The sequence below is a fragment of the Citrobacter sp. XT1-2-2 genome (assembly GCF_023516235.1).
GTDB classification, from domain to species: domain Bacteria; phylum Pseudomonadota; class Gammaproteobacteria; order Enterobacterales; family Enterobacteriaceae; genus Citrobacter; species Citrobacter werkmanii.
Genome location: NZ_CP097324.1, coordinates 4731348 through 4757992, shown reverse-complemented (window position 1 = coordinate 4757992; position 26645 = coordinate 4731348). Strand labels below are relative to the sequence as shown.

Below are 26645 nucleotides of genomic sequence, written 5' to 3'. Positions count from 1 at the left end.
GTGTGAGCCTGTCTTTAATCGTGTCGCCAAGAGTAGCGGGTAAATATTAAGAGGAACTGAAGCGTCGCGATGTTAAAAAACGCGTTTTGTTGATGATTCATTCATTAAATGAATAAATTCAGGCGGGAATATATTGAAATTGAAGCAGTTATAACAGCGATTTTTGATGTCGCCTTCGCGCAATAGCACGAAGGCGACGGGAGGGGGACGTTAGCCTGTATTGCGCATACCGGCAGCAACGCCTGCGATGGTTACCATCAGCGCTTGTTCAACGCGTGGATCTGGCGCATTGCCTTGCTCTTCCGCCAGGCGCGAGCGGTGTAACAGCTCTGCCTGTAAAACGTTCAGTGGATCGGTATAAACATTCCTTAACTGGATGGACTCGGCAATCCACGGCAGGTCGGCCATCAAATGTGAGTCATTGGCAATCGCCAGCACGACGTCGATATCTGCTTCCAGGCGCTGACGCAGTTCTTCGCCGAGCGGCCACAACTCTTTTTTGACCAGACGTTGATCGTAGTATTCAGCCAGCCACAGGTCTGCTTTAGCGAAAACCATTTCCAGCATGCCAAGGCGTGTGGAGAAGAATGGCCAGTCGCGGCACATTGCTTCGAGTTCGCTTTGCTTACCGTCTTCCACCACTTTTTGCAGCGCGGTGCCTGCCCCCAGCCATGCCGGGAGCATCAGGCGGTTCTGCGTCCAGGCAAAGATCCATGGAATGGCGCGCAGAGACTCTACCCCACCAGTCGGGCGGCGTTTTGCCGGACGTGAGCCGAGCGGCAATTTACCCAGTTCCTGCTCTGGGGTTGCGGAGCGGAAGTAAGGGACGAAGTCTTTGTTTTCACGTACATATCCACGGTAGAGCTCACACGAGATATCAGAAAGCTCATCCATGATATGGCGCCAGTTATCCTTCGGCTCTGGCGGCGGTAACAGGTTGGCCTCAAGGATGGCTGCGGTATATAGCGACAGGCTGCTGATGGTCACTTCCGGCAGGCCATACTTAAAGCGGATCATCTCACCTTGTTCCGTCACGCGCAGGCCACCTTTCAGGCTGCCTGGCGGTTGAGAAAGCAGTGCGGCATGCGCAGGCGCGCCGCCGCGGCCAATGGAACCACCGCGGCCATGGAACAGCGTCAGCTCGATGCCGGCTTTTTCACACGTTTTGATCAACGCGTCCTGAGCCTGATATTGCGCCCAGGAGGCCGCCATTACCCCCGCGTCTTTTGCGGAGTCAGAGTAGCCAATCATGACCATCTGTTTGCCCTGAATAAAGCCGCGGTACCAGTCAATATTCAAGAGCTGGGACATGACGTCATCAGCATTGTTGAGGTCGTCCAGTGTTTCAAACAGCGGCGCAACCGGCATAGCAAAACCGATCCCGGCTTCTTTCAGCAGCAGATGTACGGCCAATACATCGGACGGCGTTTTCGCCATCGAGATAACATAGGCGGCAATGGAGCCATACGGAGCTTCGGCAATGACGCGGCAGGTGTCGAGCACTTCGCGGGTATCATTGCTTGGTTCCCAGTTACGTGGCAGAAGCGGACGCTTGGAGTTCAGTTCGCGGATCAAGAAAGCCTGTTTATCCGCTTCTGACCAGTTTTCGTAGTCGCCAATGCCCAGATACCGGGTCAGTTCGCCCAGCGCTTCAGTGTGGCGGGTGCTTTCCTGACGAATATCAATACGTACCAGCGGCACGCCGAAACATTTCACGCGGCGCAAGGTGTCGAGCAGTTCGCCATTGGCGATGATGCCCATGCCACAGGCTTGCAGAGACTGGTAACACGCGTACAGCGGATCCCAGAGCTGTTCGTTTTGGGTGAGAAGGCCGGCAGGTTTCGGTAATTTCTCGCCTTTCAGGCGGGCTTCCAGCCAGGCTTGAGTTGCCATCAGACGTGAACGCAGGGTTTTCATCAGATAACGGTATGGTTCTGCTGAGCCTTCTTCGCCGACCAGCGCCAGCAGTTCCGGCGTGGCATCCACCATCGACAGTTCAGAGATCAGAAACTGAATGTCTTTCAGGAACAGGTCGGTGGCTTTCCAACGGCTGAGCAATAGCACGTGAAGGGTGATATCCGCCGTCACGTTCGGGTTGCCGTCACGGTCGCCGCCCATCCAGGAGGTAAAGCGAACCGGAACAAAATCAACGGGCAGCTTATAACCCAGATTCTCTTCTAACTGTTCGTTCAGTTCGCGCAGATAGTTCGGCACGCCTTCCCACAGGCTGTTTTCGACCACGGCGAAGCCCCATTTGGCTTCATCAACCGGGCTTGGGCGTATCTTGCGGATCTCATCCGTATGCCAGGACTGGGCAATCAACTGGCGCAGACGGCGCATCAGTTGATGGCGTTCATAATCGACGAGATCTTTGTTATCAAGCTGTTTGAGACAGGCGTTTACTTCACCCATTTTATGGATCAACGTACGACGGGTGATTTCTGTCGGGTGGGCAGTCAGAACCAGCTCCAGGGAGAGTGACTCCACGGCTTTTTTGATGGTGGCTTCATCGAGATTGGGCTGGTCTTTCAATTTACGCAGAGTGCGAGCAATCACTTCCGGGTTGCTGGCTGCTTCGCCTTTGGGCGAAATGCTGTGGTATTGCTCGGCGGTGTTGGCCAGGTTCAGGAACTGGCTAAACGCACGGGCAACCGGCAGCAGTTCGTCGTTAGACAGGTTTTGCAGCGTCGTAAGTAGCTCCTGGCGATTGACTTCATTGCCAGCGCGGGATGATTTGGACAGCTTACGGATTGTTTCTACGCGATCAAGAATGTGCTCTCCCAGCGCATCCTTAATGGTCTCTCCCAGCACTTTGCCGAGCATACTGACATTACTACGCAACGCGGAATATTGTTCGTTCATATTTACCCAGACACCCCATCTCTTTTGTAAATGTCCTGTATCTTTCGCGCCGCCGTCAACACTGCTGCAACGTGAAATTTTTCGGACTTAATTTTTTTGCCGTCTTTTATAAAGCCACGTAAAACTCGTGACGTCAATTGCTGCGAAATCGGTTCAGCAAACGAAAAAATGGCGGGAATTTACGTTATTTAATTCACATCGAATCAAATAAGCTGTGCTTATGAAAATGTTAATAAATGACCTTGCTCACCGCTGAAGGATGAGCAAGGTTATAAACGATTAATGCCAGCAGAAATGATGCACAACCTGGGTGATCAATTCGCGAGTTGGCTTAATGAAGCGTGTTTCCAGGTATTCATCTGGCTGATGTGCCTGATTAATGGAGCCTGGGCCCAACACCAGCGTCGGGCAAAGCGTCTGGATAAACGGCGCTTCAGTGCAGTAGTTCACCACTTCCGTTTGCGCTCCCAGCAGTTTTTCGACGACTTCAACCAACTGATGGTCTGGCGGACACTCATAGCCAGGAATAGGCGGATGCAGTTCCGACACCGTCAGGCGACCCGGCCAACGCTCGCTGACAGGGGCCAGCGCATCGTTAAGTAAACCATTAAGATCGTTGAGCGTCATGCCGGGCAGCGGGCGAATATCCATATGCAGCTCGCAGCAGGCGCAGATTCGGTTGGCGGCGTCGCCACCGTGGATATGACCCAAATTTAACGTCGGGTACGGAACGGTAAAAGCGTCATGGTGATAGCGTTCTTTCAGGTCATCGCGCAGAGTCATGATATGGCCGATAGCATCATGCATGAGTTCAATCGCATTGACGCCACGCGCTGGATCGCTTGAGTGACCCGACTGCCCCAAAATGCGAATTGCATTAGAGATATGCCCTTTGTGCGCACGCACCGGCTGCAGGGAGGTGGGTTCGCCAATGATCGCGCAGTCCGGGCGCAGAGCGGTGGTTTCAGAAAAGTAGCGCGCCCCCGCCATGCTGGTCTCTTCGTCGGCAGTGGCCAAAATGTAGAGGGGCTTTTTCAGCTTCGTTACGTCGACGTCGCGCAGCGCGTCGAGGATAAACGCGAAGAAGCCTTTCATATCTGCCGTACCCAGGCCGTAGAGCTTATTGTCATGCTCTGTCAGGGTGAACGGATCGCGCGTCCAGCGTCCGTCGTCAAACGGCACGGTATCGGTATGACCCGCTAACAACAGACCGCCAGCCCCTTGTCCAATGCTCGCCAGCATATTGAATTTATTGCGCGTATCGGGGACCGGCTGAACCTCTACATTGAAGCCTAAATCTTTGAACCAGCCCGCCAGCAGAGTGATTAAACCTGCATTGCTTTGATCCAGTGCTTCTTCGGTGGCGCTAATCGATGGCGTGGCAATCAGAGCGCGGTAAATCTCGATAAATGGCGGTAAATTGTTTTTCATTGTTGACACACCTCGGGTCATGATAGTATCAATATTCATGCAGTATTTATGAATAAAAATACATTAACGTTGAGCGTAATAAAACCCACCAAGTGTAAGGTGAGGTGATAAAGGCTTATACCTGGCAACAGAATCTAAGAAGGTGAGCTGCCCCGATGTTGAATACGCTGATTGTGGGCGCCAGCGGCTATGCCGGCGCAGAGCTTGTGACCTATGTAAATCGCCATCCTGATATGAACATAACCGCTTTGACCGTCTCAGCGCAAAGCAATGATGCAGGAAAACTCATCTCCGATTTGCATCCGCAGTTGAAAGGCATTGTCGATTTACCGTTGCAGCCAATGTCGGATATCAGCGAGTTTAGCGCAGGGGTGGACATTGTGTTCCTCGCTACAGCGCATGAGGTCAGTCATGACCTGGCCCCGCAGTTTCTGCAGGCCGGATGTGTGGTGTTTGATCTTTCAGGCGCGTTTCGTGTTAACGATAGCGCGTTCTATGAAAAATATTATGGCTTTACCCATCAGCACCCCGAACTGCTGGAGCAGGCGGTGTACGGTCTGGCGGAGTGGAGCGCAGAGCAACTGAAAGAAGCGAATCTGGTTGCCGTACCGGGTTGTTATCCGACGGCGGCGCAGTTGTCGCTGAAACCACTGATTGACGGCGGACTGCTGGATCTCAGCCAGTGGCCGGTGATTAATGCGACCAGCGGCGTCAGCGGGGCAGGCCGTAAAGCGGCTATCTCGAACAGCTTTTGCGAAGTGAGCCTGCAGCCCTATGGCGTGTTTACCCATCGTCATCAGCCGGAAATCGCAACTCACCTCGGCGCGGAAGTGATCTTCACTCCGCATCTGGGGAACTTCCCGCGCGGAATTCTGGAAACGATCACCTGCCGTCTGAAAGCGGGCGTAACCCATGCGCAGGTGGCCCAGACACTGCAACAAGCCTATGGCGATAAACCACTGGTACGTCTGTACGACAAAGGCGTCCCGGCCCTGAAAAACGTGGTGGGCTTACCGTTTTGTGACATCGGGTTTGCCGTGCAGGGAGAGCATCTGATCGTGGTGGCGACCGAAGATAACTTATTAAAAGGCGCGGCGGCACAGGCGATGCAGTGCGCAAATATCCGTTTCGGCTTTGCTGAAACGCAGTCTCTTATTTAAGGGTGCAACAATGAATCCATTAATTATCAAGCTGGGCGGCGTTTTACTGGATAGCGAAGAGGCGCTGGAGCGACTGTTTACCGCACTGGTGAATTATCGTGAGTCGCATCAGCGTCCGCTGATTATTGTGCACGGCGGCGGCTGCGTGGTTGATGAGCTAATGAAGCAGTTGAATCTGCCGGTCAAAAAGAAAAACGGCCTGCGCGTTACTCCTGCCGATCAGATAGACATTATCACTGGCGCCCTGGCGGGTACGGCGAATAAAACCTTACTGGCCTGGGCGAAAAAACATCAAATCGCCTCTGTGGGCCTGTATCTTGGCGATGGCGACAGCGTAAAAGTGACGCCGCTCGATAAAGAGCTGGGTCATGTTGGACTCGCGCAACCGGGTTCGCCTAAGCTAATTAACACGCTGCTGGCAAGCGGTTTTCTGCCGGTGGTCAGCTCCATCGGCGTCACTGAAGATGGACTGCTGATGAACGTTAACGCCGATCAGGCGGCAACAGCGCTGGCGGCAACGTTGGGGGCGGATCTGATCCTGCTCTCAGACGTGAGCGGTATTCTGGATGGTAAAGGTCAGCGTATTGCCGAAATGACCGCCGCGAAAGCGGAGCAGTTGATCGACCAGGGAATTATTACCGATGGCATGATCGTGAAGGTCAATGCGGCGCTGGATGCCGCGCGCACGCTGGGCCGCCCGGTGGATATCGCCTCCTGGCGTCATGCAGAGCAACTCCCGGCGTTGTTTAACGGCACACCGATCGGTACCCGTATTCTGGCTTAAGTATTTGTATGCCCGATGGCGGCTACGCCTTATCGGGCCTACGTGAACAGAACCTGCAGGCCGGATAAGCGTAGCGCCATCCGGCATTGAAATTAAAAGAATTTAAGGAAGCATGTTATGGCACTTTGGGGTGGGCGTTTTACACAGGCAGCAGATCAGCGGTTCAAACAGTTCAACGACTCGTTGCGTTTTGACTACCGCCTGGCAGAACAGGATATTGTCGGCTCTGTGGCCTGGTCCAAAGCGTTGGTAACGGTCGGCGTACTGACTGCTGATGAACAGCTGCAACTGGAAGAGGCGCTGAACACGCTGCTGGAAGAGGTGCGTGCCAACCCGCAACAGATCCTGCAAAGCGATGCCGAAGATATTCACAGTTGGGTGGAAGGTAAGCTGATTGATAAAGTCGGCCAGCTTGGTAAAAAACTGCATACCGGGCGTAGCCGTAATGATCAGGTCGCGACCGACCTTAAACTGTGGTGTAAAGACATGGTTATTGAATTACTCTCTGCCAACCGTCAGTTGCAAAGTGCGCTGGTGGTGACGGCGGAGAATAACCAGGACGCCGTTATGCCGGGTTACACCCACCTGCAACGTGCGCAGCCGGTGACGTTTGCTCACTGGTGCCTGGCCTATGTCGAAATGCTGGCGCGTGATGAGAGCCGTCTGCAGGATGCGCTTAAGCGTCTGGACGTCAGTCCTCTGGGCTGCGGCGCGCTGGCGGGTACGGCATATGAAATCGATCGCGAACAACTGGCCGGCTGGCTGGGCTTTGCTTCGGCAACGCGCAACAGTCTGGACAGCGTTTCCGATCGTGACCACGTGCTGGAGTTACTCTCCGACGCTTCTATCGGCATGGTGCACCTGTCGCGTTTTGCTGAAGACCTGATTTTCTTTAATACCGGTGAAGCAGGCTTTGTCGAGCTGTCCGATCGAGTGACCTCTGGTTCATCCCTGATGCCGCAGAAGAAAAATCCGGATGCGCTGGAATTAATCCGTGGTAAATGCGGTCGCGTGCAGGGGGCGTTGACCGGGATGATGATGACCTTAAAAGGCCTGCCGCTGGCGTATAACAAAGATATGCAGGAAGACAAAGAAGGGCTGTTCGATGCGCTCGACACCTGGCTGGATTGTCTGCATATGGCCGCGCTGGTGCTGGATGGCATTCAGGTGAAACGTCCGCGTTGTCAGGAAGCGGCGCAGCAGGGTTATGCCAACGCTACTGAACTGGCGGACTATCTGGTAGCGAAAGGCGTGCCGTTCCGCGAAGCGCACCACATTGTGGGCGAAACGGTGGTTGAGGCGATTCGTCAGGGCAAACCGCTGGAATCGTTGTCGCTGACCGACTTACAGAAGTTCAGTCCGGTCATTGGCGATGACGTTTACCCGATCCTTTCTCTCCAATCGTGTCTGGACAAACGTGCGGCGAAAGGCGGCGTGTCGCCACAGCAGGTCGCACAGGCGATTGATTACGCGAAGGCGCGTCTGGCGTAACTTTTGTCTTTGTAGGCCTGATAAGCATAGCGCCATCAGGCAAACAGTGATCAGAGCCTGGCATCTCGCCGGGCTTTTTTATGCAAAAAAAATGCGGACGCAAGGTCCGCAAAAGTTCACGTTGGCTTTAGTTATTTCGAGTATGAGAGAAACTCTCTAAACGGACAGTAGCTTCAAGGGTTAAAGGGGTACCGTTCCGTTTCTGTGGTGCATTATTAAACAGAAAGCTTGATAGGGATAATCGTTCGTTGCTATGCTACCTATCGCTACGAACTATCGTGGCGATGGAGGATGAATAATGAATATTCGTGATCTTGAATACCTGGTGGCGCTTGCCGAACATCGTCACTTCCGACGGGCGGCAGACTCCTGCCACGTGAGCCAGCCAACGCTGAGCGGGCAGATCCGTAAGCTGGAAGATGAGCTGGGCGTCATGTTGCTGGAGCGTACGAGTCGCAAGGTGCTGTTCACTCAGGCAGGTCTGCTGCTGGTGGATCAGGCGCGCACCGTGCTGCGCGAGGTCAAAGTGCTCAAGGAGATGGCAAGCCAACAAGGCGAGACGATGTCTGGCCCGCTGCATATTGGTTTGATCCCAACGGTGGGGCCATACCTGCTGCCGCATATTATTCCTATGTTGCACCAGACCTTCCCAAAACTGGAAATGTATCTGCATGAGGCGCAGACGCATCAGCTGTTGGCGCAACTGGATAGCGGTAAGCTCGACTGCGTGATTCTGGCGTTGGTGAAAGAGAGTGAGGCATTCATCGAAGTACCGTTATTTGATGAGCCTATGATGCTGGCGATCTATGAAGATCATCCATGGGCAAACCGTGACTGTGTACCGATGTCCGATCTGGCGGGTGAAAAACTGCTGATGCTGGAAGACGGCCACTGCCTGCGCGATCAGGCCATGGGCTTCTGCTTTGAAGCTGGTGCTGATGAAGATACCCATTTCCGGGCAACCAGTCTGGAAACGCTGCGCAATATGGTGGCGGCAGGTAGCGGTATTACGTTACTGCCTGCGCTGGCTGTTCCGTCGGAGCGCAAGCGTGATGGTGTTGTCTATCTGCCATGCATTAAGCCAGAACCGCGCCGCACGATTGGCCTGGTGTATCGTCCAGGTTCGCCGCTGCGCAGCCGTTATGAACAGCTGGCAGAGGCCATCCGTGGATCAATGGATGGCCATTTCGACAGTGCGTTAAAACAGGCGGTTTAAGCCATTTAGCGCCGCTACCCGATAGGCTTCCGCCATGGTTGGGTAGTTAAAGGTGGTGTTAACGAAGTACTCGATGGTGTTACCACCACCTTTTTGCTCCATTATCGCCTGACCGATGTGAATAATTTCGGCCGCGCGTTCCCCAAAGCAGTGGATCCCCAGAATCTCTTTGGTTTCGCGATGGAACAGAATCTTCAACGTGCCGACACTCATGCCCACGATTTGCGCCCGTGCCAGATGTTTAAACTGGGCGCGGCCAACTTCGTATGGGACTTTCATCGCCGTAAGCTGCTGCTCGGTTTTACCAACGGAGCTGATTTCAGGAATGGTATAAATCCCGGTTGGGATATCTTCGATCAGATGCGCGGTGGCTTCGCCTTTCACCAGTGCCTGGGCGGCAATGCGTCCCTGATCGTAGGCCGCCGATGCCAGACTCGGATAGCCGATCACATCCCCTACGGCATACACGTGCGGCAGTGCCGTCTGGTACATGCTATTCACTTTGAGCTGCCCACGGCTGTCGGTTTTCAGACCAATATTTTCCAGCGCCAGCGAATCGGTATTACCGGTGCGGCCATTGGCGTACAGCAGACAGTCAGCCTTCAGTTTTTTACCGGATTTCAGGTGCATGATGACGCCGTCATCGCAACCTTCAATCTTCTCGTACTCTTCGTTGTGGCGAATAACCACACCGCTGTTCCAGAAGTGGTAAGAGAGCGAGTCGGACATCTCTTGATCAAGGAACGCCAGCAGACGATCGCGGGTGTTGATTAAATCAACTTTGACGTCCATTCCACGGAAGATCGACGCATATTCACAGCCAATAACCCCTGCGCCATAAATCAGAACGTGGCGAGGTTCGTGGTGCAGACTCAGGATGGAGTCGCTGTCATAAATGCGGGGATGCGAAAAGTCGACGTCAACAGGGCGATAAGGGCGTGAACCGCAGGCGATCACGAACTTATCCGCGGTCAGCGTTTCCACCGTGCCGTCGTGGCATTCCAGGGCGATAGTGTGTTCGTCAACAAAACGGGCATTTCCCTGCAAAATCTCGCAGTGATTACGCTCGTAAAAACCTTGCCGCATGCGCGTTTGCTGATTAATCACGTTATCAGCATGGTTGAGAATATCGGCGAAGGAAGAACGGAGAAGTCGGGAATGGTCGCTGTAAAGTGGGTTCTGATTGAATTCAATAATACGGCTGACGGCGTGGCGGAGTGCTTTCGACGGGATGGTGCCCCAGTGGGTACAGCCTCCGCCGACGTTATGATAGCGCTCAATCACCGCGACGCGCGCTCCCTGTTTAACCAGACCCATTGCAGCGCCTTCGCCGCCGGGACCGGAACCTATTACTATTGCATCGTAATCGTAGGAATGTGACATGGTCAGGCTTACCTGTTCTTATACATAAAAGCAACAGAATAGTAACATCGTTGTCAGGATAACCCAATTATCGTTGTGCTTTTTTGCGAAGTCGAAGCACAAACTGCGCGTAAACAATCATTAACAAAGCCATGCCAACCGCCTAATCTCTGGTATAGTGCCAGCAAGGTATGTGGAAGGATTCAGACATCGTGATGGGCGTTAGAGCGCAACAAAAAGAGAAAACCCGGCGTTCGCTGGTAGAGGCTGCATTTAGTCAACTCAGTGCTGAGCGTAGTTTTGCCAGTCTCAGTTTACGAGAAGTTGCTCGTGAAGCGGGCATTGCGCCAACCTCGTTTTATCGCCATTTCCGCGATGTGGATGAGCTCGGGCTGACGATGGTGGACGAAAGTGGTCTGATGCTGCGTCAGTTGATGCGTCAGGCGCGTCAGCGTATCGCCAAAGGTGGGAGTGTGATCCGTACCTCGGTCTCAACATTTATGGAATTCATCGGCAACAATCCCAACGCCTTCCGTTTATTATTGCGCGAGCGTTCGGGAACCTCCGCAGCGTTTCGTGCAGCGGTCGCACGTGAAATTCAGCACTTCATTGCGGAACTTGCGGACTATCTGGAACTCGAAAACCATATGCCCCGTGCGTTTACTGAAGCGCAGGCCGAAGCCATGGTAACGATTGTGTTCAGCGCCGGGGCAGAAGCACTGGATGTTGGCGCTGAACAGCGTCGACAGCTGGAAGAGCGGCTGGTATTGCAACTACGCATGATTGCGAAAGGCGCATTTTATTGGTACCGCCGTGAACAAGAGAAGATGACGCACCACTCCGAGTAACGAGAAGGACGAGCAATGAAACAGTCAGGTCAAGATAAAGGTACGCTGCTGCTGGCGCTGGTTGCTGGCTTATCGATCAATGGCACATTTGCGGCGCTGTTTAGCTCCATTGTGCCATTCTCAGTATTTCCGATTATTTCGCTGGTGCTGACGGTTTATTGTCTGCATCAACGCTATCAGAACCGCACCATGCCTGTGGGGCTACCAGGCCTGGCCGCCGCCTGTTTTATTCTCGGTGTTCTGTTGTACAGCACCGTGGTACGCGCTGAATATCCGGATATTGGTTCTAACTTCTTCCCGGCGGTACTGTCGGTGATTCTGGTGTTCTGGATCGGCGTTAAAGTGCGTAACCGTAAGCAGGAAATTGCGGATTAATATTTGTAGGCCGGGCAAGCCCGGCCAGGACATCACTTACTTCGCGGTCAGTAACACGCCACACTCCATATGGTGCGTATACGGGAACTGATCGAACAGAGCCAGACGTGAAACATTGTGCGTCTGGCTTAACGTTTCCAGATTCTTACACAGCGTATCCGGGTTGCAGGAGATGTACAGAATACGCGGATACGCCTGCACCATTTTCTCCGTTTCGCTGTCCAGACCGCTACGCGGTGGGTCAACGAAAATGGTTTCACACTGGTAACTCTTCAGATCGATCCCCTGCAAACGGTTGAACTCGCGAACCCCATTCATCGCCTGAGTAAACTCTTCTGCCGCCATGCGGATAATTTGTACGTTATCAATATGGTTAGCCGCAATGTTGTACTGGGCAGCCGCCACGGATGGTTTGGCGATTTCAGTCGCCAGCACGCGGTTGAAATTTTGCGCCAGCGCTAATGAGAAGTTGCCATTACCGCAGTACAGCTCAAGCAAGTCGCCCTTGGAATCTTTGGTGACATCAATCGCCCATTCCAGCATCTGAATATTCATCGCGGCATTGGGTTGGGTGAAGCTGTTCTCAACCTGGCGGTAGATGATCTCTTTCCCTGCGACCGGCAAGCGTTCGTCAATATAGTCCTGGTCCAGCTCGATTTTGGTTTTGGTAGCCCGGCCAATCAGATGCACGTTCAGGTTTTGCGCACGCAGCGCGTCCCGTAGCGCTTCGGCTTCATGACGCCATTCGTCATCCAGCTTTTTATGGTACAGCATCGAGACGACCGCTTGATCGCTCAGGGTGGTGAGGTAATCAATCTGGAACAGTTTGTGGCGCAGGACACGGTTGTTGCGTACCCCTTCAATCATTGCCGTCATCAGCGTGTTGATAAGCTCGCTGGCCGCCGGGAAGCTGTCGACGCGAATACGGCTTTTCGTCTGTTGATCGAACATGATGTGGTACAGGTCATCACCGTCATGCCACAGCCGGAATTCGGCACGCATACGGTAGTGACTGACCGGTGAGCGAAACACTTCCGGAGCCTGTGCATAAAACGGTGTCATTAAGCTCTGCAGACGCACCACTTTTTCAGCTAACTGCGCGTCGTACTGTTCTGTCGGAAGATGTTCGGGGGTCATGATGCGTCCTGAAAAATAAAAGTACGCGGGGATTGTAGGGATTGCTCAACAGATGTCCAGTCATTGATGATTTCCGATATTGTGATACACAGTCTGGACAGTGGGTTGTAACAAACTGTAGCATCCGTTTTCCGGTCCTGTGAGTTAAAAGGGAATCCAGTGTGAATCTGGAGCTGACGCGCAGCGGTAAGGAAGGTAGGAGATGAGCGCACCTGGTGCAGACACTGCGGCTTGCCGTGGGAAGTCATCATCTCTTAAAGTCGCCTCCAAGCCCGAAGACCTGCCGGCTAACGTCGCATCTGGTTTTCATCATCGCGTACTATCGGTGGGACCTGCGGCATCCTTCTTATATTGTGGATGCTTTACAATGATTAAAAAATCGTTGCTGTGGACGGCGCTTTCCGTCACGGCATTTTCTGGTTGGGCACAGGATGCTAGCCCAGATACTCTCGTCGTCACTGCCAACCGTTTTCAGCAGCCTCGTAGCGCAGTACTTGCTCCTATCACCGTTGTTACGCGTCAGGATATCGACCGGTGGCAATCTACCTCCGTGAATGATGTGCTTCGTCGCTTGCCAGGCGTGGATATCGCCCAATACGGTGGTATGGGACAAAATTCGTCTATTTCTATTCGCGGCACCAACGCCAGCCATGTTCTGGTGCTGATTGACGGTGTACGTCTGAACCTGGCAGGGGTTAGCGGCGCAGCCGATCTTAGCCAGTTCCCGGTATCGTTGGTACAACGTATTGAGTACATTCGTGGGCCGCGTTCGGCTATTTATGGTTCTGATGCGATTGGCGGCGTGGTGAATATCATTACGACGCGCGAAAAGCCGGGGACGGAACTGACCGCTGGCGTGGGAAGCAATGGCTACCAGAATTACGATGTCTCAACCCAACAACAGTTAGGTGAAAATACGCGTGTCACGTTGATGGGCGATTATGCCTATACCAAAGGCTTTGATGTCGTGGCTTACGGTAGTACTGGCTCTCAGGCTCAACCCGACAAAGACGGCTTCTTAAGTAAGACGCTATATGGCGCGCTGGAACACAACTTCTCTGACACCTGGAGCGGGTTTGTTCGTGGCTACGGTTATGATAACCGCACGAATTACGATTCGTACTATTCTCCGAACTCACCACTGGTCGATACCCGAAAACTCTATAGCCAAAGCTGGGATGCCGGACTGCGCTTCAATGGTGAAATTATCCAGTCACAGCTGGTTTCCAGCTATAGCCACAGTAAAGACTACAACTATGATCCGGATTATGGCCGCTATGACTCCTCGGCCACACTGGATGAGATGAAGCAATATAATGTTCAGTGGTCGAACAGTATGGTGGTTGGCCACGGTAATGTGGGCGCGGGCGTCGACTGGCAAAAGCAAACTACGGAGCCTGGCACCGCGTATGTCACGGACGGTTACGACCAGCGTAACACTGGCCTCTATCTCACCGGGTTGCAGCAACTGGGTGACTTTACCTTTGAAGGTGCGGCGCGCAGTGATGATAACTCCGAGTTTGGTCGCCATGGTACATGGCAAACCAGCGCCGGATGGGAGTTTATTGAAGGTTATCGCTTTATTGCCTCCTACGGTACTTCCTACAAAGCACCAAATCTCGGGCAGTTGCATGGCTATTACGGCAATTCGAATCTGGATCCTGAAGAGAGTAAGCAGTGGGAAGGGGCGTTTGAAGGGCTGACGGCGGATGTGAACTGGCGTTTGTCAGGATATCGCAACGATATCGATAACATGATCGATTACGACCCACATACCGAGAAATACTTTAACGAAGGCAAAGTACGTATTAAAGGTGTCGAAGCGACAGCAAACTTTGATACCGGGCCGCTGGCGCACACCCTGAGCTACGATTACGTTGATGCACGAAATGCGATTACCGATAAACCACTGGCGCGTCGTTCTAAACAGCAGGTGAAGTACCAGCTTGACTGGCAGGTTTACGATTTTGACTGGGGCCTGACCTATCATTATCTGGGAACGCGTTATGACACGGACTTCGTCACCAATCAGCCGGTAAAAATGGGGGGAGTGAGCCTGTGGGATCTGACAGTGGCATATCCAATCACCTCACAGCTGACTGTTCGTGGTAAAATCGCCAACCTGTTCGATAAAGATTACGAGACAGTTTATGGCTACGCAACTGCAGGGCGGGAATACACCTTGTCTGGCAGCTACACCTTCTGATCCACGTCCCACCGTGCTGGTGTTTGATTCCGGCGTCGGTGGGTTGTCGGTCTACAATGAGATCCGCAGTCTCCTGCCGGATCTCCACTATATATACGCTTTTGATAACGTCGCCTTTCCTTATGGTGAGAAGAGCGAGGAATTTATCGTCGAGCGTGTTGTTGAGATTGTGACTGCGGTCCAGCAGCGCTATCCACTCTCTCTTGCGGTCATCGCGTGTAATACCGCAAGCACTGTGTCGCTTCCTGCATTACGTGCGAAATTTGCCTTCCCGGTTGTAGGCGTCGTTCCTGCTATTAAACCGGCGGCGCGACTCACGGCGAATGGCGTTGTGGGACTGCTGGCTACACGTGCGACGGTGAAGCGGTCGTATACCCATGAGTTGATTGCGCGGTTTGCTAACGAATGTCAGATTGCGATGTTGGGGTCTGCCGAGCTGGTAGAACTGGCGGAAGCGAAGCTGCACGGCGAAACGGTCTCTCTGGAGGAGTTGCGCCGCATTCTACGTCCGTGGCTGCGGATGTCGGAACCACCCGACACGGTGGTGCTGGGCTGCACTCATTTCCCTCTATTACAGGAAGAACTTTTACAGGTCCTGCCCGAGGGGACGCGACTGGTGGATTCGGGGGCCGCGATTGCGCGTCGCACGGCCTGGTTATTAGAACATGAAGCGCCCGACGCGAAATCAACCGATGAGAATGTCGCATTCTGTATGGCGATGACGACAGAAGCCGAACAATTATTGCCCGTGCTGCAACGTTATGGCTTCAAAACGCTCGAAAAACTGGCGGTTTAATCGGTTTTGATGAAAAAATGCGCACTCGGAAGATTATTTTGAATTTCCCCTTGTCAGCCTGAAATAACTCCCTATAATGCGCCTCCACTGACACGGAACAACGGATTACACGCCGCCGGGTCAGCGGGGTTTCAGTGAGAATCCCGGAGAGAAAAGCAAAAATAAATGCTTGACTCTGAATGAGGAAAACGTAATATACGGGACCTCGCGACAGAGCGCCAAAGCGCGTCGCAACTGCTCTTTAACAATTTATCAGACAATCTGTGTGGGCACTCGAGGATACGGATTCTTGACGTCGCAAGACGAAAAATGAATACCAAGTCTCTGAGTGAACACGTAATTCATTACGAAGTTTAATTCACGAGCATCAAACTTAAATTGAAGAGTTTGATCATGGCTCAGATTGAACGCTGGCGGCAGGCCTAACACATGCAAGTCGAACGGTAGCACAGAGAGCTTGCTCTCGGGTGACGAGTGGCGGACGGGTGAGTAATGTCTGGGAAACTGCCCGATGGAGGGGGATAACTACTGGAAACGGTAGCTAATACCGCATAATGTCGCAAGACCAAAGAGGGGGACCTTCGGGCCTCTTGCCATCGGATGTGCCCAGATGGGATTAGCTTGTAGGTGGGGTAACGGCTCACCTAGGCGACGATCCCTAGCTGGTCTGAGAGGATGACCAGCCACACTGGAACTGAGACACGGTCCAGACTCCTACGGGAGGCAGCAGTGGGGAATATTGCACAATGGGCGCAAGCCTGATGCAGCCATGCCGCGTGTATGAAGAAGGCCTTCGGGTTGTAAAGTACTTTCAGCGAGGAGGAAGGCATTAAGGTTAATAACCTTAGTGATTGACGTTACTCGCAGAAGAAGCACCGGCTAACTCCGTGCCAGCAGCCGCGGTAATACGGAGGGTGCAAGCGTTAATCGGAATTACTGGGCGTAAAGCGCACGCAGGCGGTCTGTCAAGTCGGATGTGAAATCCCCGGGCTCAACCTGGGAACTGCATCCGAAACTGGCAGGCTAGAGTCTTGTAGAGGGGGGTAGAATTCCAGGTGTAGCGGTGAAATGCGTAGAGATCTGGAGGAATACCGGTGGCGAAGGCGGCCCCCTGGACAAAGACTGACGCTCAGGTGCGAAAGCGTGGGGAGCAAACAGGATTAGATACCCTGGTAGTCCACGCCGTAAACGATGTCGACTTGGAGGTTGTGCCCTTGAGGCGTGGCTTCCGGAGCTAACGCGTTAAGTCGACCGCCTGGGGAGTACGGCCGCAAGGTTAAAACTCAAATGAATTGACGGGGGCCCGCACAAGCGGTGGAGCATGTGGTTTAATTCGATGCAACGCGAAGAACCTTACCTACTCTTGACATCCAGAGAACTTAGCAGAGATGCTTTGGTGCCTTCGGGAACTCTGAGACAGGTGCTGCATGGCTGTCGTCAGCTCGTGTTGTGAAATGTTGGGTTAAGTCCCGCAACGAGCGCAACCCTTATCCTTTGTTGCCAGCGGTCCGGCCGGGAACTCAAAGGAGACTGCCAGTGATAAACTGGAGGAAGGTGGGGATGACGTCAAGTCATCATGGCCCTTACGAGTAGGGCTACACACGTGCTACAATGGCATATACAAAGAGAAGCGACCTCGCGAGAGCAAGCGGACCTCATAAAGTATGTCGTAGTCCGGATTGGAGTCTGCAACTCGACTCCATGAAGTCGGAATCGCTAGTAATCGTGGATCAGAATGCCACGGTGAATACGTTCCCGGGCCTTGTACACACCGCCCGTCACACCATGGGAGTGGGTTGCAAAAGAAGTAGGTAGCTTAACCTTCGGGAGGGCGCTTACCACTTTGTGATTCATGACTGGGGTGAAGTCGTAACAAGGTAACCGTAGGGGAACCTGCGGTTGGATCACCTCCTTACCTTAAAGAAACGTTCTTTGTAGTGCTCACACAGATTGTCTGATGAAAATTAGCAGTAAGAAAATCTCTGCAGGCTTGTAGCTCAGGTGGTTAGAGCGCACCCCTGATAAGGGTGAGGTCGGTGGTTCAAGTCCACTCAGGCCTACCAAATTCGCTCCCGTGCTGCGTTGTGAAATAACTCGCATACTGAAGTATGCTTCGTCATTCCACGCCTTGCCCGGAACCGAATTACGGTAATGAGATTTGACGTCGATGGGGCTATAGCTCAGCTGGGAGAGCGCCTGCTTTGCACGCAGGAGGTCTGCGGTTCGATCCCGCATAGCTCCACCATCTTTACTGCAACAACCCAAGAAAACTTCAGAGTGTACCTGAAAAGGTTCACTGCGAAGTTTTGCTCTTTAAAAATCTGGATCAAGCTGAAAATTGAAACGACACACTGTTTCATTTCTCCGTAAACAAGAAATGAAAAGCGGTGTGTTCGAGTCTCTCAAATTTTCGCAATCAGAAGTGAAACATCTTCGGGTTGTGAGGTTAAGCGACTAAGCGTACACGGTGGATGCCCTGGCAGTCAGAGGCGATGAAGGACGTGCTAATCTGCGATAAGCGCCGGTAAGGTGATATGAACCGTTATAACCGGCGATTTCCGAATGGGGAAACCCAGTGTGATTCGTCACACTATCGTTAACTGAATACATAGGTTAACGAAGCGAACCGGGGGAACTGAAACATCTAAGTACCCCGAGGAAAAGAAATCAACCGAGATTCCCCCAGTAGCGGCGAGCGAACGGGGAGCAGCCCAGAGTCTGAATCAGCATGTGTGTTAGTGGAACGGTCTGGAAAGTCCGACGGTACAGGGTGATAGTCCCGTACACAAAAATGCACATGTTGTGAACTCGAAGAGTAGGGCGGGACACGTGGTATCCTGTCTGAATATGGGGGGACCATCCTCCAAGGCTAAATACTCCTGACTGACCGATAGTGAACCAGTACCGTGAGGGAAAGGCGAAAAGAACCCCGGCGAGGGGAGTGAAAAAGAACCTGAAACCGTGTACGTACAAGCAGTGGGAGCACCTTCGGGTGTGACTGCGTACCTTTTGTATAATGGGTCAGCGACTTATATTCTGTAGCAAGGTTAACCGTATAGGGGAGCCGAAGGGAAACCGAGTCTTAACTGGGCGTTAAGTTGCAGGGTATAGACCCGAAACCCGGTGATCTAGCCATGGGCAGGTTGAAGGTTGGGTAACACTAACTGGAGGACCGAACCGACTAATGTTGAAAAATTAGCGGATGACTTGTGGCTGGGGGTGAAAGGCCAATCAAACCGGGAGATAGCTGGTTCTCCCCGAAAGCTATTTAGGTAGCGCCTCGTGAACTCATCTTCGGGGGTAGAGCACTGTTTCGGCTAGGGGGTCATCCCGACTTACCAACCCGATGCAAACTGCGAATACCGAAGAATGTTATCACGGGAGACACACGGCGGGTGCTAACGTCCGTCGTGAAGAGGGAAACAACCCAGACCGCCAGCTAAGGTCCCAAAGTCATGGTTAAGTGGGAAACGATGTGGGAAGGCACAGACAGCCAGGATGTTGGCTTAGAAGCAGCCATCATTTAAAGAAAGCGTAATAGCTCACTGGTCGAGTCGGCCTGCGCGGAAGATGTAACGGGGCTAAACCATGCACCGAAGCTGCGGCAGCGACACTATGTGTTGTTGGGTAGGGGAGCGTTCTGTAAGCCGTTGAAGGTGGCCTGTGAGGGTTGCTGGAGGTATCAGAAGTGCGAATGCTGACATAAGTAACGATAATGCGGGTGAAAAACCCGCACGCCGGAAGACCAAGGGTTCCTGTCCAACGTTAATCGGGGCAGGGTGAGTCGACCCCTAAGGCGAGGCCGAAAGGCGTAGTCGATGGGAAACAGGTTAATATTCCTGTACTTGGTGTTACTGCGAAGGGGGGACGGAGAAGGCTATGTCGGCCGGGCGACGGTTGTCCCGGTTTAAGCATGTAGGCGGAGGTTCCAGGTAAATCCGGTACCTTTTAACGCTGAGGTGTGATGACGAGGCACTACGGTGCTGAAGTGACAAATGCCCTGCTTCCAGGAAAAGCCTCTAAGCATCAGGTAACACGAAATCGTACCCCAAACCGACACAGGTGGTCAGGTAGAGAATACCAAGGCGCTTGAGAGAACTCGGGTGAAGGAACTAGGCAAAATGGTGCCGTAACTTCGGGAGAAGGCACGCTGATATGTAGGTGAAGTGATTTACTCATGGAGCTGAAATCAGTCGAAGATACCAGCTGGCTGCAACTGTTTATTAAAAACACAGCACTGTGCAAACACGAAAGTGGACGTATACGGTGTGACGCCTGCCCGGTGCCGGAAGGTTAATTGATGGGGTTATCCGTAAGGAGAAGCTCTTGATCGAAGCCCCGGTAAACGGCGGCCGTAACTATAACGGTCCTAAGGTAGCGAAATTCCTTGTCGGGTAAGTTCCGACCTGCACGAATGGCGTAATGATGGCCAGGCTGTCTCCACCCGAGACTCAGTGAAATTGAACTCGCTGTGAAGATGCAGTGTACCCGCGGCAAGACGGAAAGACCCCGTGAACCTTTACTATAGCTTGACACTGAACACTGGTCCTTGATGTGTAGGATAGGTGGGAGGCTTTGAAGTGTGGACGCCAGTCTGCATGGAGCCATCCTTGAAATACCACCCTTTAATGGCTGGTGTTCTAACGTGGGCCCGTAATCCGGGTTGCGGACAGTGTCTGGTGGGTAGTTTGACTGGGGCGGTCTCCTCCCAAAGAGTAACGGAGGAGCACGAAGGTTAGCTAATCCTGGTCGGACATCAGGAGGTTAGTGCAAAGGCATAAGCTAGCTTGACTGCGAGAGTGACGGCTCGAGCAGGTGCGAAAGCAGGTCTTAGTGATCCGGTGGTTCTGAATGGAAGGGCCATCGCTCAACGGATAAAAGGTACTCCGGGGATAACAGGCTGATACCGCCCAAGAGTTCATATCGACGGCGGTGTTTGGCACCTCGATGTCGGCTCATCACATCCTGGGGCTGAAGTAGGTCCCAAGGGTATGGCTGTTCGCCATTTAAAGTGGTACGCGAGCTGGGTTTAGAACGTCGTGAGACAGTTCGGTCCCTATCTGCCGTGGGCGCTGGAGAATTGAGGGGGGCTGCTCCTAGTACGAGAGGACCGGAGTGGACGCATCACTGGTGTTCGGGTTGTCATGCCAATGGCACTGCCCGGTAGCTAAATGCGGAAGAGATAAGTGCTGAAAGCATCTAAGCACGAAACTTGCCCCGAGATGAGTTCTCCCTGACCCTTTAAGGGTCCTGAAGGAACGTTGAAGACGACGACGTTGATAGGTCGGGTGTGTAAGTGTAGCGATACATTGAGCTAACCGATACTAATGAACCGTGAGGCTTAACCTTACAACGCCGAAGGTGTTTTGGCGGATTTGAGAAGACAGATTTTCAGCCTGATACAGATAAGATTAACCGGCGAAAAGCGGGTTAATAAACAGAATTTGCCTGGCGGCTGTAGCGCGGTGGTCCCACCTGACCCCATGCCGAACTCAGAAGTGAAACGCCGTAGCGCCGATGGTAGTGTGGGGTCTCCCCATGCGAGAGTAGGGAACTGCCAGGCATCAAATAAAGTGAAGAAGCCCGTCCTGCCGGATGGGCTTTTTTGCGTCTGTACGAAATGAAACCTGCCGGATGCGGCATCCCGCCTTATCCGGCCTGCCAAAGCGCATCAGGCAACCCCCTTGCCTCCATAAGACAAGCCATCCTGCGGCATATGCGGTAAACTAAGCGCGATTTTGCATCAGGAAAGCGTCTATGAATCACTCCCTTAAAGCCTGGAACACCTTCGGTATCGATCAACAAGCTAATGAGCTTGTCTGCGCCGAAAATGAGCAACAACTGCTGAATGCCTGGCAATCAGCGAATGCATCACATCATCCAGTACTGATCCTGGGCGAGGGGAGTAACGTCCTGTTTCTCGATACCTTCCATGGAACGGTGATCGTCAATCGAATCAAGGGCATTGAGATCACAGAACAACCTGAGGCGTGGCACCTGCACGTCGGTGCCGGTGAGAACTGGCATCATCTGGTACAGCACACGCTGCAAGAAGGTATGCCTGGACTGGAAAATCTGGCACTCATTCCAGGATGTGTCGGTTCATCGCCCATTCAGAATATTGGTGCTTATGGTGTGGAGCTGCAGCGTGTCTGTGAATATGTGGACTGCGTTGAACTGTCAACCGGCAAACATCTGCGCGTCAGCGCCGCGGAATGCCGTTTTGGTTACCGTGACAGCATCTTCAAGCATGAATATCAGGATCGTTTCGCAATTGTTGCCGTTGGTTTGCGCTTGCCTAAACAGTGGCAGCCCGTTCTCACTTACGGTGACTTGACGCGTCTGGATCCTACAACCGTGACGCCTCAGCAGGTTTTTGATTCTGTCTGTCATATGCGCACAACAAAGCTGCCTGACCCGAAAGTTAACGGTAATGCCGGTAGCTTCTTTAAAAACCCGGTTGTTACAGCGCACGTTGCGCAGGAACTGTTGGCCAAATTCCCGACTGCGCCTCATTACCCGCAGGTAGATGGTTCAGTAAAACTGGCTGCCGGCTGGCTTATCGATCAATGCCAGCTAAAAGGCGTGCGTATTGGTGGTGCTGCGGTACATCAGCAGCAAGCACTGGTACTGATCAATGCAGACCGTGCGACCAGTCAGGATGTGGTACAACTAGCGCATCATGTACGCCAAAAAGTCGGTGAGAAATTCAATGTCTGGCTCGAACCCGAGGTCAGATTTATTGGCCCACAGGGTGAAGTGAATGCTGTGGAGATCATCGCATGAAAGATAATACCGTCCCCCTGACGCTTATTTCCTTGTTAGCCGACGGCGAATTTCATTCTGGTGAGCAGCTTGGTGAACAGCTGGGAATGAGCCGTGCGGCAATCAATAAGCATGTTCAGACGCTACGCGACTGGGGCGTTGATGTCTTTACTGTTCCCGGTAAAGGATACAGCTTACCTGAGCCTATCCAGTTATTAGACTCATCACTGATTCATTCTCAGTTGGATGGAGGGAATATCACGGTTCTGCCGGTTATCGACTCAACCAACCAGTACCTGATGGACCGTATTGGTCAACTGGAGTCAGGGGATGCCTGCGTCGCTGAGTATCAGCAGGCCGGTCGTGGTCGTCGCGGACGTAAGTGGTTCTCACCGTTTGGCGCCAATCTGTATCTCTCAATGTTCTGGCGACTGGAGCAAGGACCGGCAGCCGCAATTGGTCTGAGTCTGGTGATTGGTATTGTCATGGCGGAGGTTTTACGCGATTTGGGGGCGGATAAAGTCCGCGTGAAATGGCCGAACGATCTCTATCTGCTCGATCGTAAACTGGCCGGAATTCTGGTTGAACTCACCGGTAAGACGGGCGATGCCGCGCAAATTGTTATCGGTGCGGGTATTAATATGTCCATGCGCCGGGTAGAAGAGAATGTCGTTAATCAGGGCTGGATTAATCTCCAGGAAGCGGGAATTAACATTGACCGCAATACCCTTGCTGCCCGACTAATCCGCGAGCTGCGCGCTGCGTTGGTATTGTTTGAGCATGAGGGCTTAGCGCCGTATTTGTCCCGCTGGAAGACGCTGGACAACTTTATCGACCGCCCGGTAAAACTCATTATTGGCGATAAAGAAATATTTGGGATATCTCGTGGAATAGATGCACAAGGTGCATTATTGCTCGAACAAAATGGCGTGATAAAACCCTGGATGGGCGGAGAAATATCGCTCAGAAGCGCTGAATAATAACAAGGGGAGCTGCGGCTCCCCTTGTTAATTTATTTGCGTAGTCTGACCTCTTCAACAGCATGATTGGCGCTTTTGGTCATGATTAAGCTGGCACGCTCACGCGTTGGTAAAATATTTTGCTTTAAATTCAGCCAGTTAATCTCTTTCCATAACGAAGTGGCCGTGTTGATTGCCTCGTCTTCCGACAATTTCGCATAATTATGGAAATAAGAGTCTGGGTTGGTAAATGCTCCTTCGCGGAATTTCAGGAAGCGGTTGATATACCACGTCTGGAGTAATTCCTCTGGTGCATCAACATAAATAGAAAAGTCGACAAAATCAGAAACAAATACATGATGTGGATCGTGAGGATAATCCATCCCGCTCTGTAATACATTAAGCCCTTCAAGTATTAATATGTCGGGTTGGGCAACAGTTTTGTCGCCATCAGGGATCACATCATAGATAAGATGGGAGTATACCGGTGCCGTGACGTTGGGTACGCCTGACTTCAAATCGGAAACGAATTTAACCAGGCGGTGCATATCATAGGACTGAGGGAAGCCTTTCTTCTTCATGAGTCCACGATCTTTCAACACCTGATTGGGATGAAGAAAACCGTCGGTCGTAATCAATTCAACCTTACGATGCTCAGGCCAGCGACTCAACAGTGCCTGTAAAACACGTGCTGTGGTGCTTTTGCCAACGGCGACGCTGCCAGCAATGCTAATAATATAAGGAATACGCTCGCCGTTAGTGCCTAAAAATTGCTCCAGTACTGCCTGACGTCGCAGGTTCGAACTGATGTAAAAATTTAGCAAACGCGATAGAGGCAAATAAATTTCGGCAACTTCTTCCAGCGACAAGTCTTCGTTAATGCCTTTCAGACGAGCAATCTCTTCCTCGGTCAGGGTCATTGGCACGGAATCACGAAGCGCAGCCCACTGGTTGCGATCAAACTGTAGGTAAGGCGACGTTAACGCTTGCTCTTTTATACTCATACGCATGGTCTGGCTGTCATTGCTATATCAGGTCTGCGGTAAAAAAACGAAATCATCCCCGGCACGCAATGGCACGCACATTTCAGTTAATTTGGACAATGGGCAGGAGGGTAACACCAGATGAGGGGGAATAATAAGAAAAAATCATCCCCTGAAAAGCAATGTGACGGCTATTCCAGATGTATAAAGAGGTACTTTCTCTCTATGGATGAGCGCATGGCGGCGCAAAACTTGCCTTTGGAAGGGCGCGCGCCGTTGGAAATTTGTCCAATCATACGAAGAAATAGATTATTTATCGGACGTATAGTGCAAAATGTGAGCGATAGAACATTTTATGCAATTTTTTAGTTGCATGAGTGCGCAGGTCTCCATAAAATGCGCGCTACTTGATGCCGACTTAGCTCAGTAGGTAGAGCAACTGACTTGTAATCAGTAGGTCACCAGTTCGATTCCGGTAGTCGGCACCATCAAGTCCGGTGGGGTTCCCGAGCGGCCAAAGGGAGCAGACTGTAAATCTGCCGTCACAGACTTCGAAGGTTCGAATCCTTCCCCCACCACCACTTTCTGGCAGCGTTATCGCCGCCTGAGTTGGTTAAAAAATTAATCAGCTCGAACATAAAAGAGAGAAATCTCTTTTTTGTTACAGAAAGAACTGGGTAGCCGAGTTTCAGGATGCGGGCATCGTATAATGGCTATTACCTCAGCCTTCCAAGCTGATGATGCGGGTTCGATTCCCGCTGCCCGCTCCAGACGTGCTGATATGGCTCAGTTGGTAGAGCGCACCCTTGGTAAGGGTGAGGTCCCCAGTTCGACTCTGGGTATCAGCACCACTTCACTTCTCCTTCCCGTTTCTCTCTGTTTACTTTTAAAAGCATTCAACAGCTCAGGTATATTGCCTGGTTGATGTGGTGATATCACCGATTTATCCGTGTCTTAGAGGGACAATCGATGTCTAAAGAAAAATTTGAACGTACTAAACCGCACGTTAACGTCGGTACTATCGGCCACGTTGACCATGGTAAAACAACGCTGACCGCTGCAATCACTACCGTACTGGCTAAAACCTACGGCGGTGCTGCTCGTGCATTCGACCAGATCGATAACGCGCCGGAAGAAAAAGCTCGTGGTATCACCATCAACACTTCTCACGTTGAATATGACACCCCGACTCGCCACTACGCACACGTAGACTGCCCGGGCCACGCCGACTATGTTAAAAACATGATCACCGGTGCTGCGCAGATGGACGGCGCGATCCTGGTTGTTGCTGCGACTGACGGCCCGATGCCGCAGACTCGTGAGCACATCCTGCTGGGTCGTCAGGTAGGCGTTCCGTACATCATCGTGTTCCTGAACAAATGCGACATGGTTGATGACGAAGAGCTGCTGGAACTGGTAGAAATGGAAGTTCGTGAACTTCTGTCTCAGTACGATTTCCCGGGCGACGATACGCCGATCGTTCGTGGTTCTGCTCTGAAAGCGCTGGAAGGCGAAGCAGAGTGGGAAGCGAAAATCATCGAACTGGCTGGCTTCCTGGACTCTTACATCCCGGAACCAGAGCGTGCGATTGACAAGCCGTTCCTGCTGCCTATCGAAGACGTATTCTCCATCTCCGGTCGTGGTACCGTTGTTACCGGTCGTGTAGAGCGCGGTATCATCAAAGTTGGCGAAGAAGTTGAAATCGTTGGTATCAAAGACACCGCTAAGTCTACCTGTACTGGCGTTGAAATGTTCCGCAAACTGCTGGACGAAGGCCGTGCTGGTGAGAACGTTGGTGTTCTGCTGCGTGGTATCAAACGTGAAGAAATCGAACGTGGTCAGGTACTGGCTAAGCCGGGCTCTATCAAGCCGCACACCAAGTTCGAATCTGAAGTGTACATCCTGTCCAAAGACGAAGGCGGCCGTCATACTCCGTTCTTCAAAGGCTACCGTCCGCAGTTCTACTTCCGTACTACTGACGTGACTGGCACCATCGAACTGCCGGAAGGCGTAGAGATGGTAATGCCGGGCGACAACATCAAAATGGTTGTTACCCTGATCCACCCAATCGCGATGGACGACGGTCTGCGTTTCGCAATCCGTGAAGGCGGCCGTACTGTTGGTGCGGGCGTTGTTGCCAAAGTAATGAGCTAATTGCCGAATAACATTTGACGCAATGCGCAATAAAAGGGCATCATTTGATGCCCTTTTTGCACGCTTTCACACCAGAACCTGGCTCATCAGTGATTTTTTTTGTCATAATCATTGCT

Annotated in this window: 16 protein-coding genes, 6 tRNA genes, 3 rRNA genes, 1 pseudogene and 1 riboswitch; of the genes and pseudogenes, 20 read left to right on the top strand and 6 right to left on the bottom strand. The window is 52.3% G+C overall.

Features of this window, described 5'->3' with window-relative positions; genetic code table 11:
- Positions 1–210 precede the first annotated feature (210 nt).
- Both ppc and argE read right to left on the bottom strand, forming a co-directional pair.
- The gene (ppc, locus tag M4I31_RS22590) at positions 211–2862 is read right to left on the bottom strand and encodes a phosphoenolpyruvate carboxylase (protein ID WP_085049752.1); all 2652 of its coding nucleotides are present in this window, start codon (positions 2860–2862) and stop codon (positions 211–213) included.
- A gap of 279 nt (positions 2863–3141) precedes the next feature.
- Positions 3142–4293, bottom strand: a complete 1152-nt coding sequence (gene argE / locus M4I31_RS22585; protein WP_047025879.1) for an acetylornithine deacetylase — start codon at positions 4291–4293, stop codon at positions 3142–3144.
- A gap of 155 nt (positions 4294–4448) precedes the next feature.
- Between argE and argC the strand changes: the two genes are divergently transcribed.
- The 4 genes from argC to oxyR all read left to right on the top strand — a co-directional run bounded on the left by argC (position 4449) and on the right by oxyR (position 8944).
- The gene (gene argC, locus M4I31_RS22580) at positions 4449–5453 is read left to right on the top strand and encodes an N-acetyl-gamma-glutamyl-phosphate reductase (protein WP_085049753.1); all 1005 of its coding nucleotides are present in this window, start codon (positions 4449–4451) and stop codon (positions 5451–5453) included.
- Positions 5454–5463: 10 nt separating this feature from the next.
- The gene (gene argB, locus M4I31_RS22575) at positions 5464–6237 is read left to right on the top strand and encodes an acetylglutamate kinase (protein WP_038636072.1); all 774 of its coding nucleotides are present in this window, start codon (positions 5464–5466) and stop codon (positions 6235–6237) included.
- 117 nt (positions 6238–6354) lie between these two features.
- Positions 6355–7728 (top strand): argininosuccinate lyase, encoded by a 1374-nt coding sequence (gene argH, locus M4I31_RS22570; protein ID WP_085049754.1) that lies wholly within the window; start codon positions 6355–6357, stop codon positions 7726–7728.
- A gap of 298 nt (positions 7729–8026) precedes the next feature.
- On the top strand, positions 8027–8944 hold the full coding sequence (gene oxyR / locus M4I31_RS22565; RefSeq protein WP_038636079.1) for a DNA-binding transcriptional regulator OxyR: 918 nt from the start codon (positions 8027–8029) through the stop codon (positions 8942–8944).
- On the opposite strand, the gene sthA is transcribed toward oxyR, so the two are convergent.
- Positions 8927–10327 (bottom strand): Si-specific NAD(P)(+) transhydrogenase, encoded by a 1401-nt coding sequence (gene sthA, locus M4I31_RS22560; RefSeq protein WP_032940238.1) that lies wholly within the window; start codon positions 10325–10327, stop codon positions 8927–8929. The genes oxyR and sthA overlap by 18 nt on opposite strands.
- A 191-nt stretch (positions 10328–10518) precedes the next feature.
- Here sthA and fabR point away from each other — a divergent pair, with 191 nt between their 5' ends.
- Positions 10519–11154: an HTH-type transcriptional repressor FabR gene (gene fabR, locus M4I31_RS22555; protein WP_003028862.1), complete on the top strand. Its 636-nt coding sequence runs from the start codon at positions 10519–10521 to the stop codon at positions 11152–11154.
- Between the two features lie 15 nt (positions 11155–11169).
- Positions 11170–11529, top strand: a complete 360-nt coding sequence (locus M4I31_RS22550; RefSeq protein ID WP_085049755.1) for a YijD family membrane protein — start codon at positions 11170–11172, stop codon at positions 11527–11529.
- A 36-nt stretch (positions 11530–11565) separates the two neighbouring features.
- Here M4I31_RS22550 and trmA read toward each other — a convergent pair whose 3' ends face one another.
- Positions 11566–12666, bottom strand: coding sequence for a tRNA (uridine(54)-C5)-methyltransferase TrmA (trmA, locus tag M4I31_RS22545; RefSeq protein ID WP_085049756.1), 1101 nt, complete (start codon positions 12664–12666; stop codon positions 11566–11568).
- Between the two features lie 115 nt (positions 12667–12781).
- Positions 12782–12969: riboswitch (cobalamin riboswitch) on the top strand.
- Between the two features lie 64 nt (positions 12970–13033).
- On the opposite strand from trmA, the gene btuB reads away from it, so the two are divergent.
- The 9 genes from btuB (at position 13034) to birA (ending at position 23413) form a co-directional block, all read left to right on the top strand.
- Positions 13034–14872, top strand: a complete 1839-nt coding sequence (btuB, locus tag M4I31_RS22540) for a TonB-dependent vitamin B12 receptor BtuB (RefSeq protein WP_038636088.1) — start codon at positions 13034–13036, stop codon at positions 14870–14872.
- Positions 14817–15668, top strand: a complete 852-nt coding sequence (gene murI, locus M4I31_RS22535; protein WP_038636091.1) for a glutamate racemase — start codon at positions 14817–14819, stop codon at positions 15666–15668. The genes btuB and murI overlap by 56 nt, the downstream gene beginning before the upstream one ends.
- A 375-nt stretch (positions 15669–16043) precedes the next feature.
- Positions 16044–17583: ribosomal RNA gene (locus M4I31_RS22530) — 16S ribosomal RNA — on the top strand.
- A 71-nt stretch (positions 17584–17654) separates the two neighbouring features.
- Positions 17655–17731, top strand: a tRNA-Ile gene (locus M4I31_RS22525).
- A 106-nt stretch (positions 17732–17837) separates the two neighbouring features.
- Positions 17838–17913, top strand: a tRNA-Ala gene (locus M4I31_RS22520).
- A gap of 199 nt (positions 17914–18112) precedes the next feature.
- A 23S ribosomal RNA gene (locus tag M4I31_RS22515) occupies positions 18113–21017 on the top strand.
- Positions 21018–21115: 98 nt separating this feature from the next.
- Positions 21116–21231 (top strand): 5S ribosomal RNA (gene rrf, locus M4I31_RS22510).
- The 16S, 23S and 5S rRNA genes sit together here with 2 tRNA genes alongside, the layout of an rRNA operon.
- Before the next feature lie 194 nt (positions 21232–21425).
- The gene (gene murB, locus M4I31_RS22505; protein WP_085049796.1) at positions 21426–22454 is read left to right on the top strand and encodes a UDP-N-acetylmuramate dehydrogenase; all 1029 of its coding nucleotides are present in this window, start codon (positions 21426–21428) and stop codon (positions 22452–22454) included.
- A complete protein-coding gene (gene birA, locus M4I31_RS22500; RefSeq protein ID WP_038636096.1) occupies positions 22451–23413 on the top strand; it encodes a bifunctional biotin--[acetyl-CoA-carboxylase] ligase/biotin operon repressor BirA in 963 nt (320 codons plus the stop codon). The genes murB and birA overlap by 4 nt, the downstream gene beginning before the upstream one ends.
- Positions 23414–23445: 32 nt before the next feature.
- On the opposite strand, the gene coaA is transcribed toward birA, so the two are convergent.
- Both coaA and M4I31_RS22490 read right to left on the bottom strand, forming a co-directional pair.
- Entirely contained in the window at positions 23446–24396 is a 951-nt protein-coding gene (coaA, locus tag M4I31_RS22495) for a type I pantothenate kinase (RefSeq protein WP_032940924.1), read from the bottom strand.
- 291 nt (positions 24397–24687) lie between these two features.
- Positions 24688–24768: pseudogene (locus tag M4I31_RS22490) on the bottom strand (hypothetical protein); the annotation flags it as partial.
- A 19-nt stretch (positions 24769–24787) separates the two neighbouring features.
- On the opposite strand from M4I31_RS22490, the gene M4I31_RS22485 reads away from it, so the two are divergent.
- From M4I31_RS22485 to tuf, 5 genes are all read left to right on the top strand, one after another.
- Positions 24788–24863: transfer RNA gene (locus M4I31_RS22485), tRNA-Thr, on the top strand.
- 8 nt (positions 24864–24871) lie between these two features.
- Positions 24872–24956, top strand: a tRNA-Tyr gene (locus M4I31_RS22480).
- A 114-nt stretch (positions 24957–25070) separates the two neighbouring features.
- A tRNA-Gly gene (locus M4I31_RS22475) sits at positions 25071–25145 on the top strand.
- Between the two features lie 5 nt (positions 25146–25150).
- Positions 25151–25226 (top strand) — tRNA-Thr (locus M4I31_RS22470).
- Positions 25227–25344: 118 nt separating this feature from the next.
- Positions 25345–26529: an elongation factor Tu gene (gene tuf, locus M4I31_RS22465; protein WP_016157942.1), complete on the top strand. Its 1185-nt coding sequence runs from the start codon at positions 25345–25347 to the stop codon at positions 26527–26529.
- The last annotated feature ends 116 nt before the right edge of the window (positions 26530–26645 follow it).

Excerpts from the sequence above, each read along its gene's own strand:
- murI (WP_038636091.1), top strand. The coding sequence starts at position 14,817 with ATGGCTACGCAACTGCAGGGCGGGAATACACCTTGTCTGGCAGCTACA.
- murB (WP_085049796.1), top strand. The coding sequence starts at position 21,426 with ATGAATCACTCCCTTAAAGCCTGGAACACCTTCGGTATCGATCAACAA.
- sthA (WP_032940238.1), bottom strand. The coding sequence starts at position 10,327 with ATGTCACATTCCTACGATTACGATGCAATAGTAATAGGTTCCGGTCCC.
- trmA (WP_085049756.1), bottom strand. The coding sequence starts at position 12,666 with ATGACCCCCGAACATCTTCCGACAGAACAGTACGACGCGCAGTTAGCT.
- oxyR (WP_038636079.1), top strand. The coding sequence starts at position 8,027 with ATGAATATTCGTGATCTTGAATACCTGGTGGCGCTTGCCGAACATCGT.
- M4I31_RS22550 (WP_085049755.1), top strand. The coding sequence starts at position 11,170 with ATGAAACAGTCAGGTCAAGATAAAGGTACGCTGCTGCTGGCGCTGGTT.
- ppc (WP_085049752.1), bottom strand. The coding sequence starts at position 2,862 with ATGAACGAACAATATTCCGCGTTGCGTAGTAATGTCAGTATGCTCGGC.
- birA (WP_038636096.1), top strand. The coding sequence starts at position 22,451 with ATGAAAGATAATACCGTCCCCCTGACGCTTATTTCCTTGTTAGCCGAC.
- argH (WP_085049754.1), top strand. The coding sequence starts at position 6,355 with ATGGCACTTTGGGGTGGGCGTTTTACACAGGCAGCAGATCAGCGGTTC.
- argC (WP_085049753.1), top strand. The coding sequence starts at position 4,449 with ATGTTGAATACGCTGATTGTGGGCGCCAGCGGCTATGCCGGCGCAGAG.
- argE (WP_047025879.1), bottom strand. The coding sequence starts at position 4,293 with ATGAAAAACAATTTACCGCCATTTATCGAGATTTACCGCGCTCTGATT.
- argB (WP_038636072.1), top strand. The coding sequence starts at position 5,464 with ATGAATCCATTAATTATCAAGCTGGGCGGCGTTTTACTGGATAGCGAA.
- coaA (WP_032940924.1), bottom strand. The coding sequence starts at position 24,396 with ATGAGTATAAAAGAGCAAGCGTTAACGTCGCCTTACCTACAGTTTGAT.
- tuf (WP_016157942.1), top strand. The coding sequence starts at position 25,345 with ATGTCTAAAGAAAAATTTGAACGTACTAAACCGCACGTTAACGTCGGT.
- btuB (WP_038636088.1), top strand. The coding sequence starts at position 13,034 with ATGATTAAAAAATCGTTGCTGTGGACGGCGCTTTCCGTCACGGCATTT.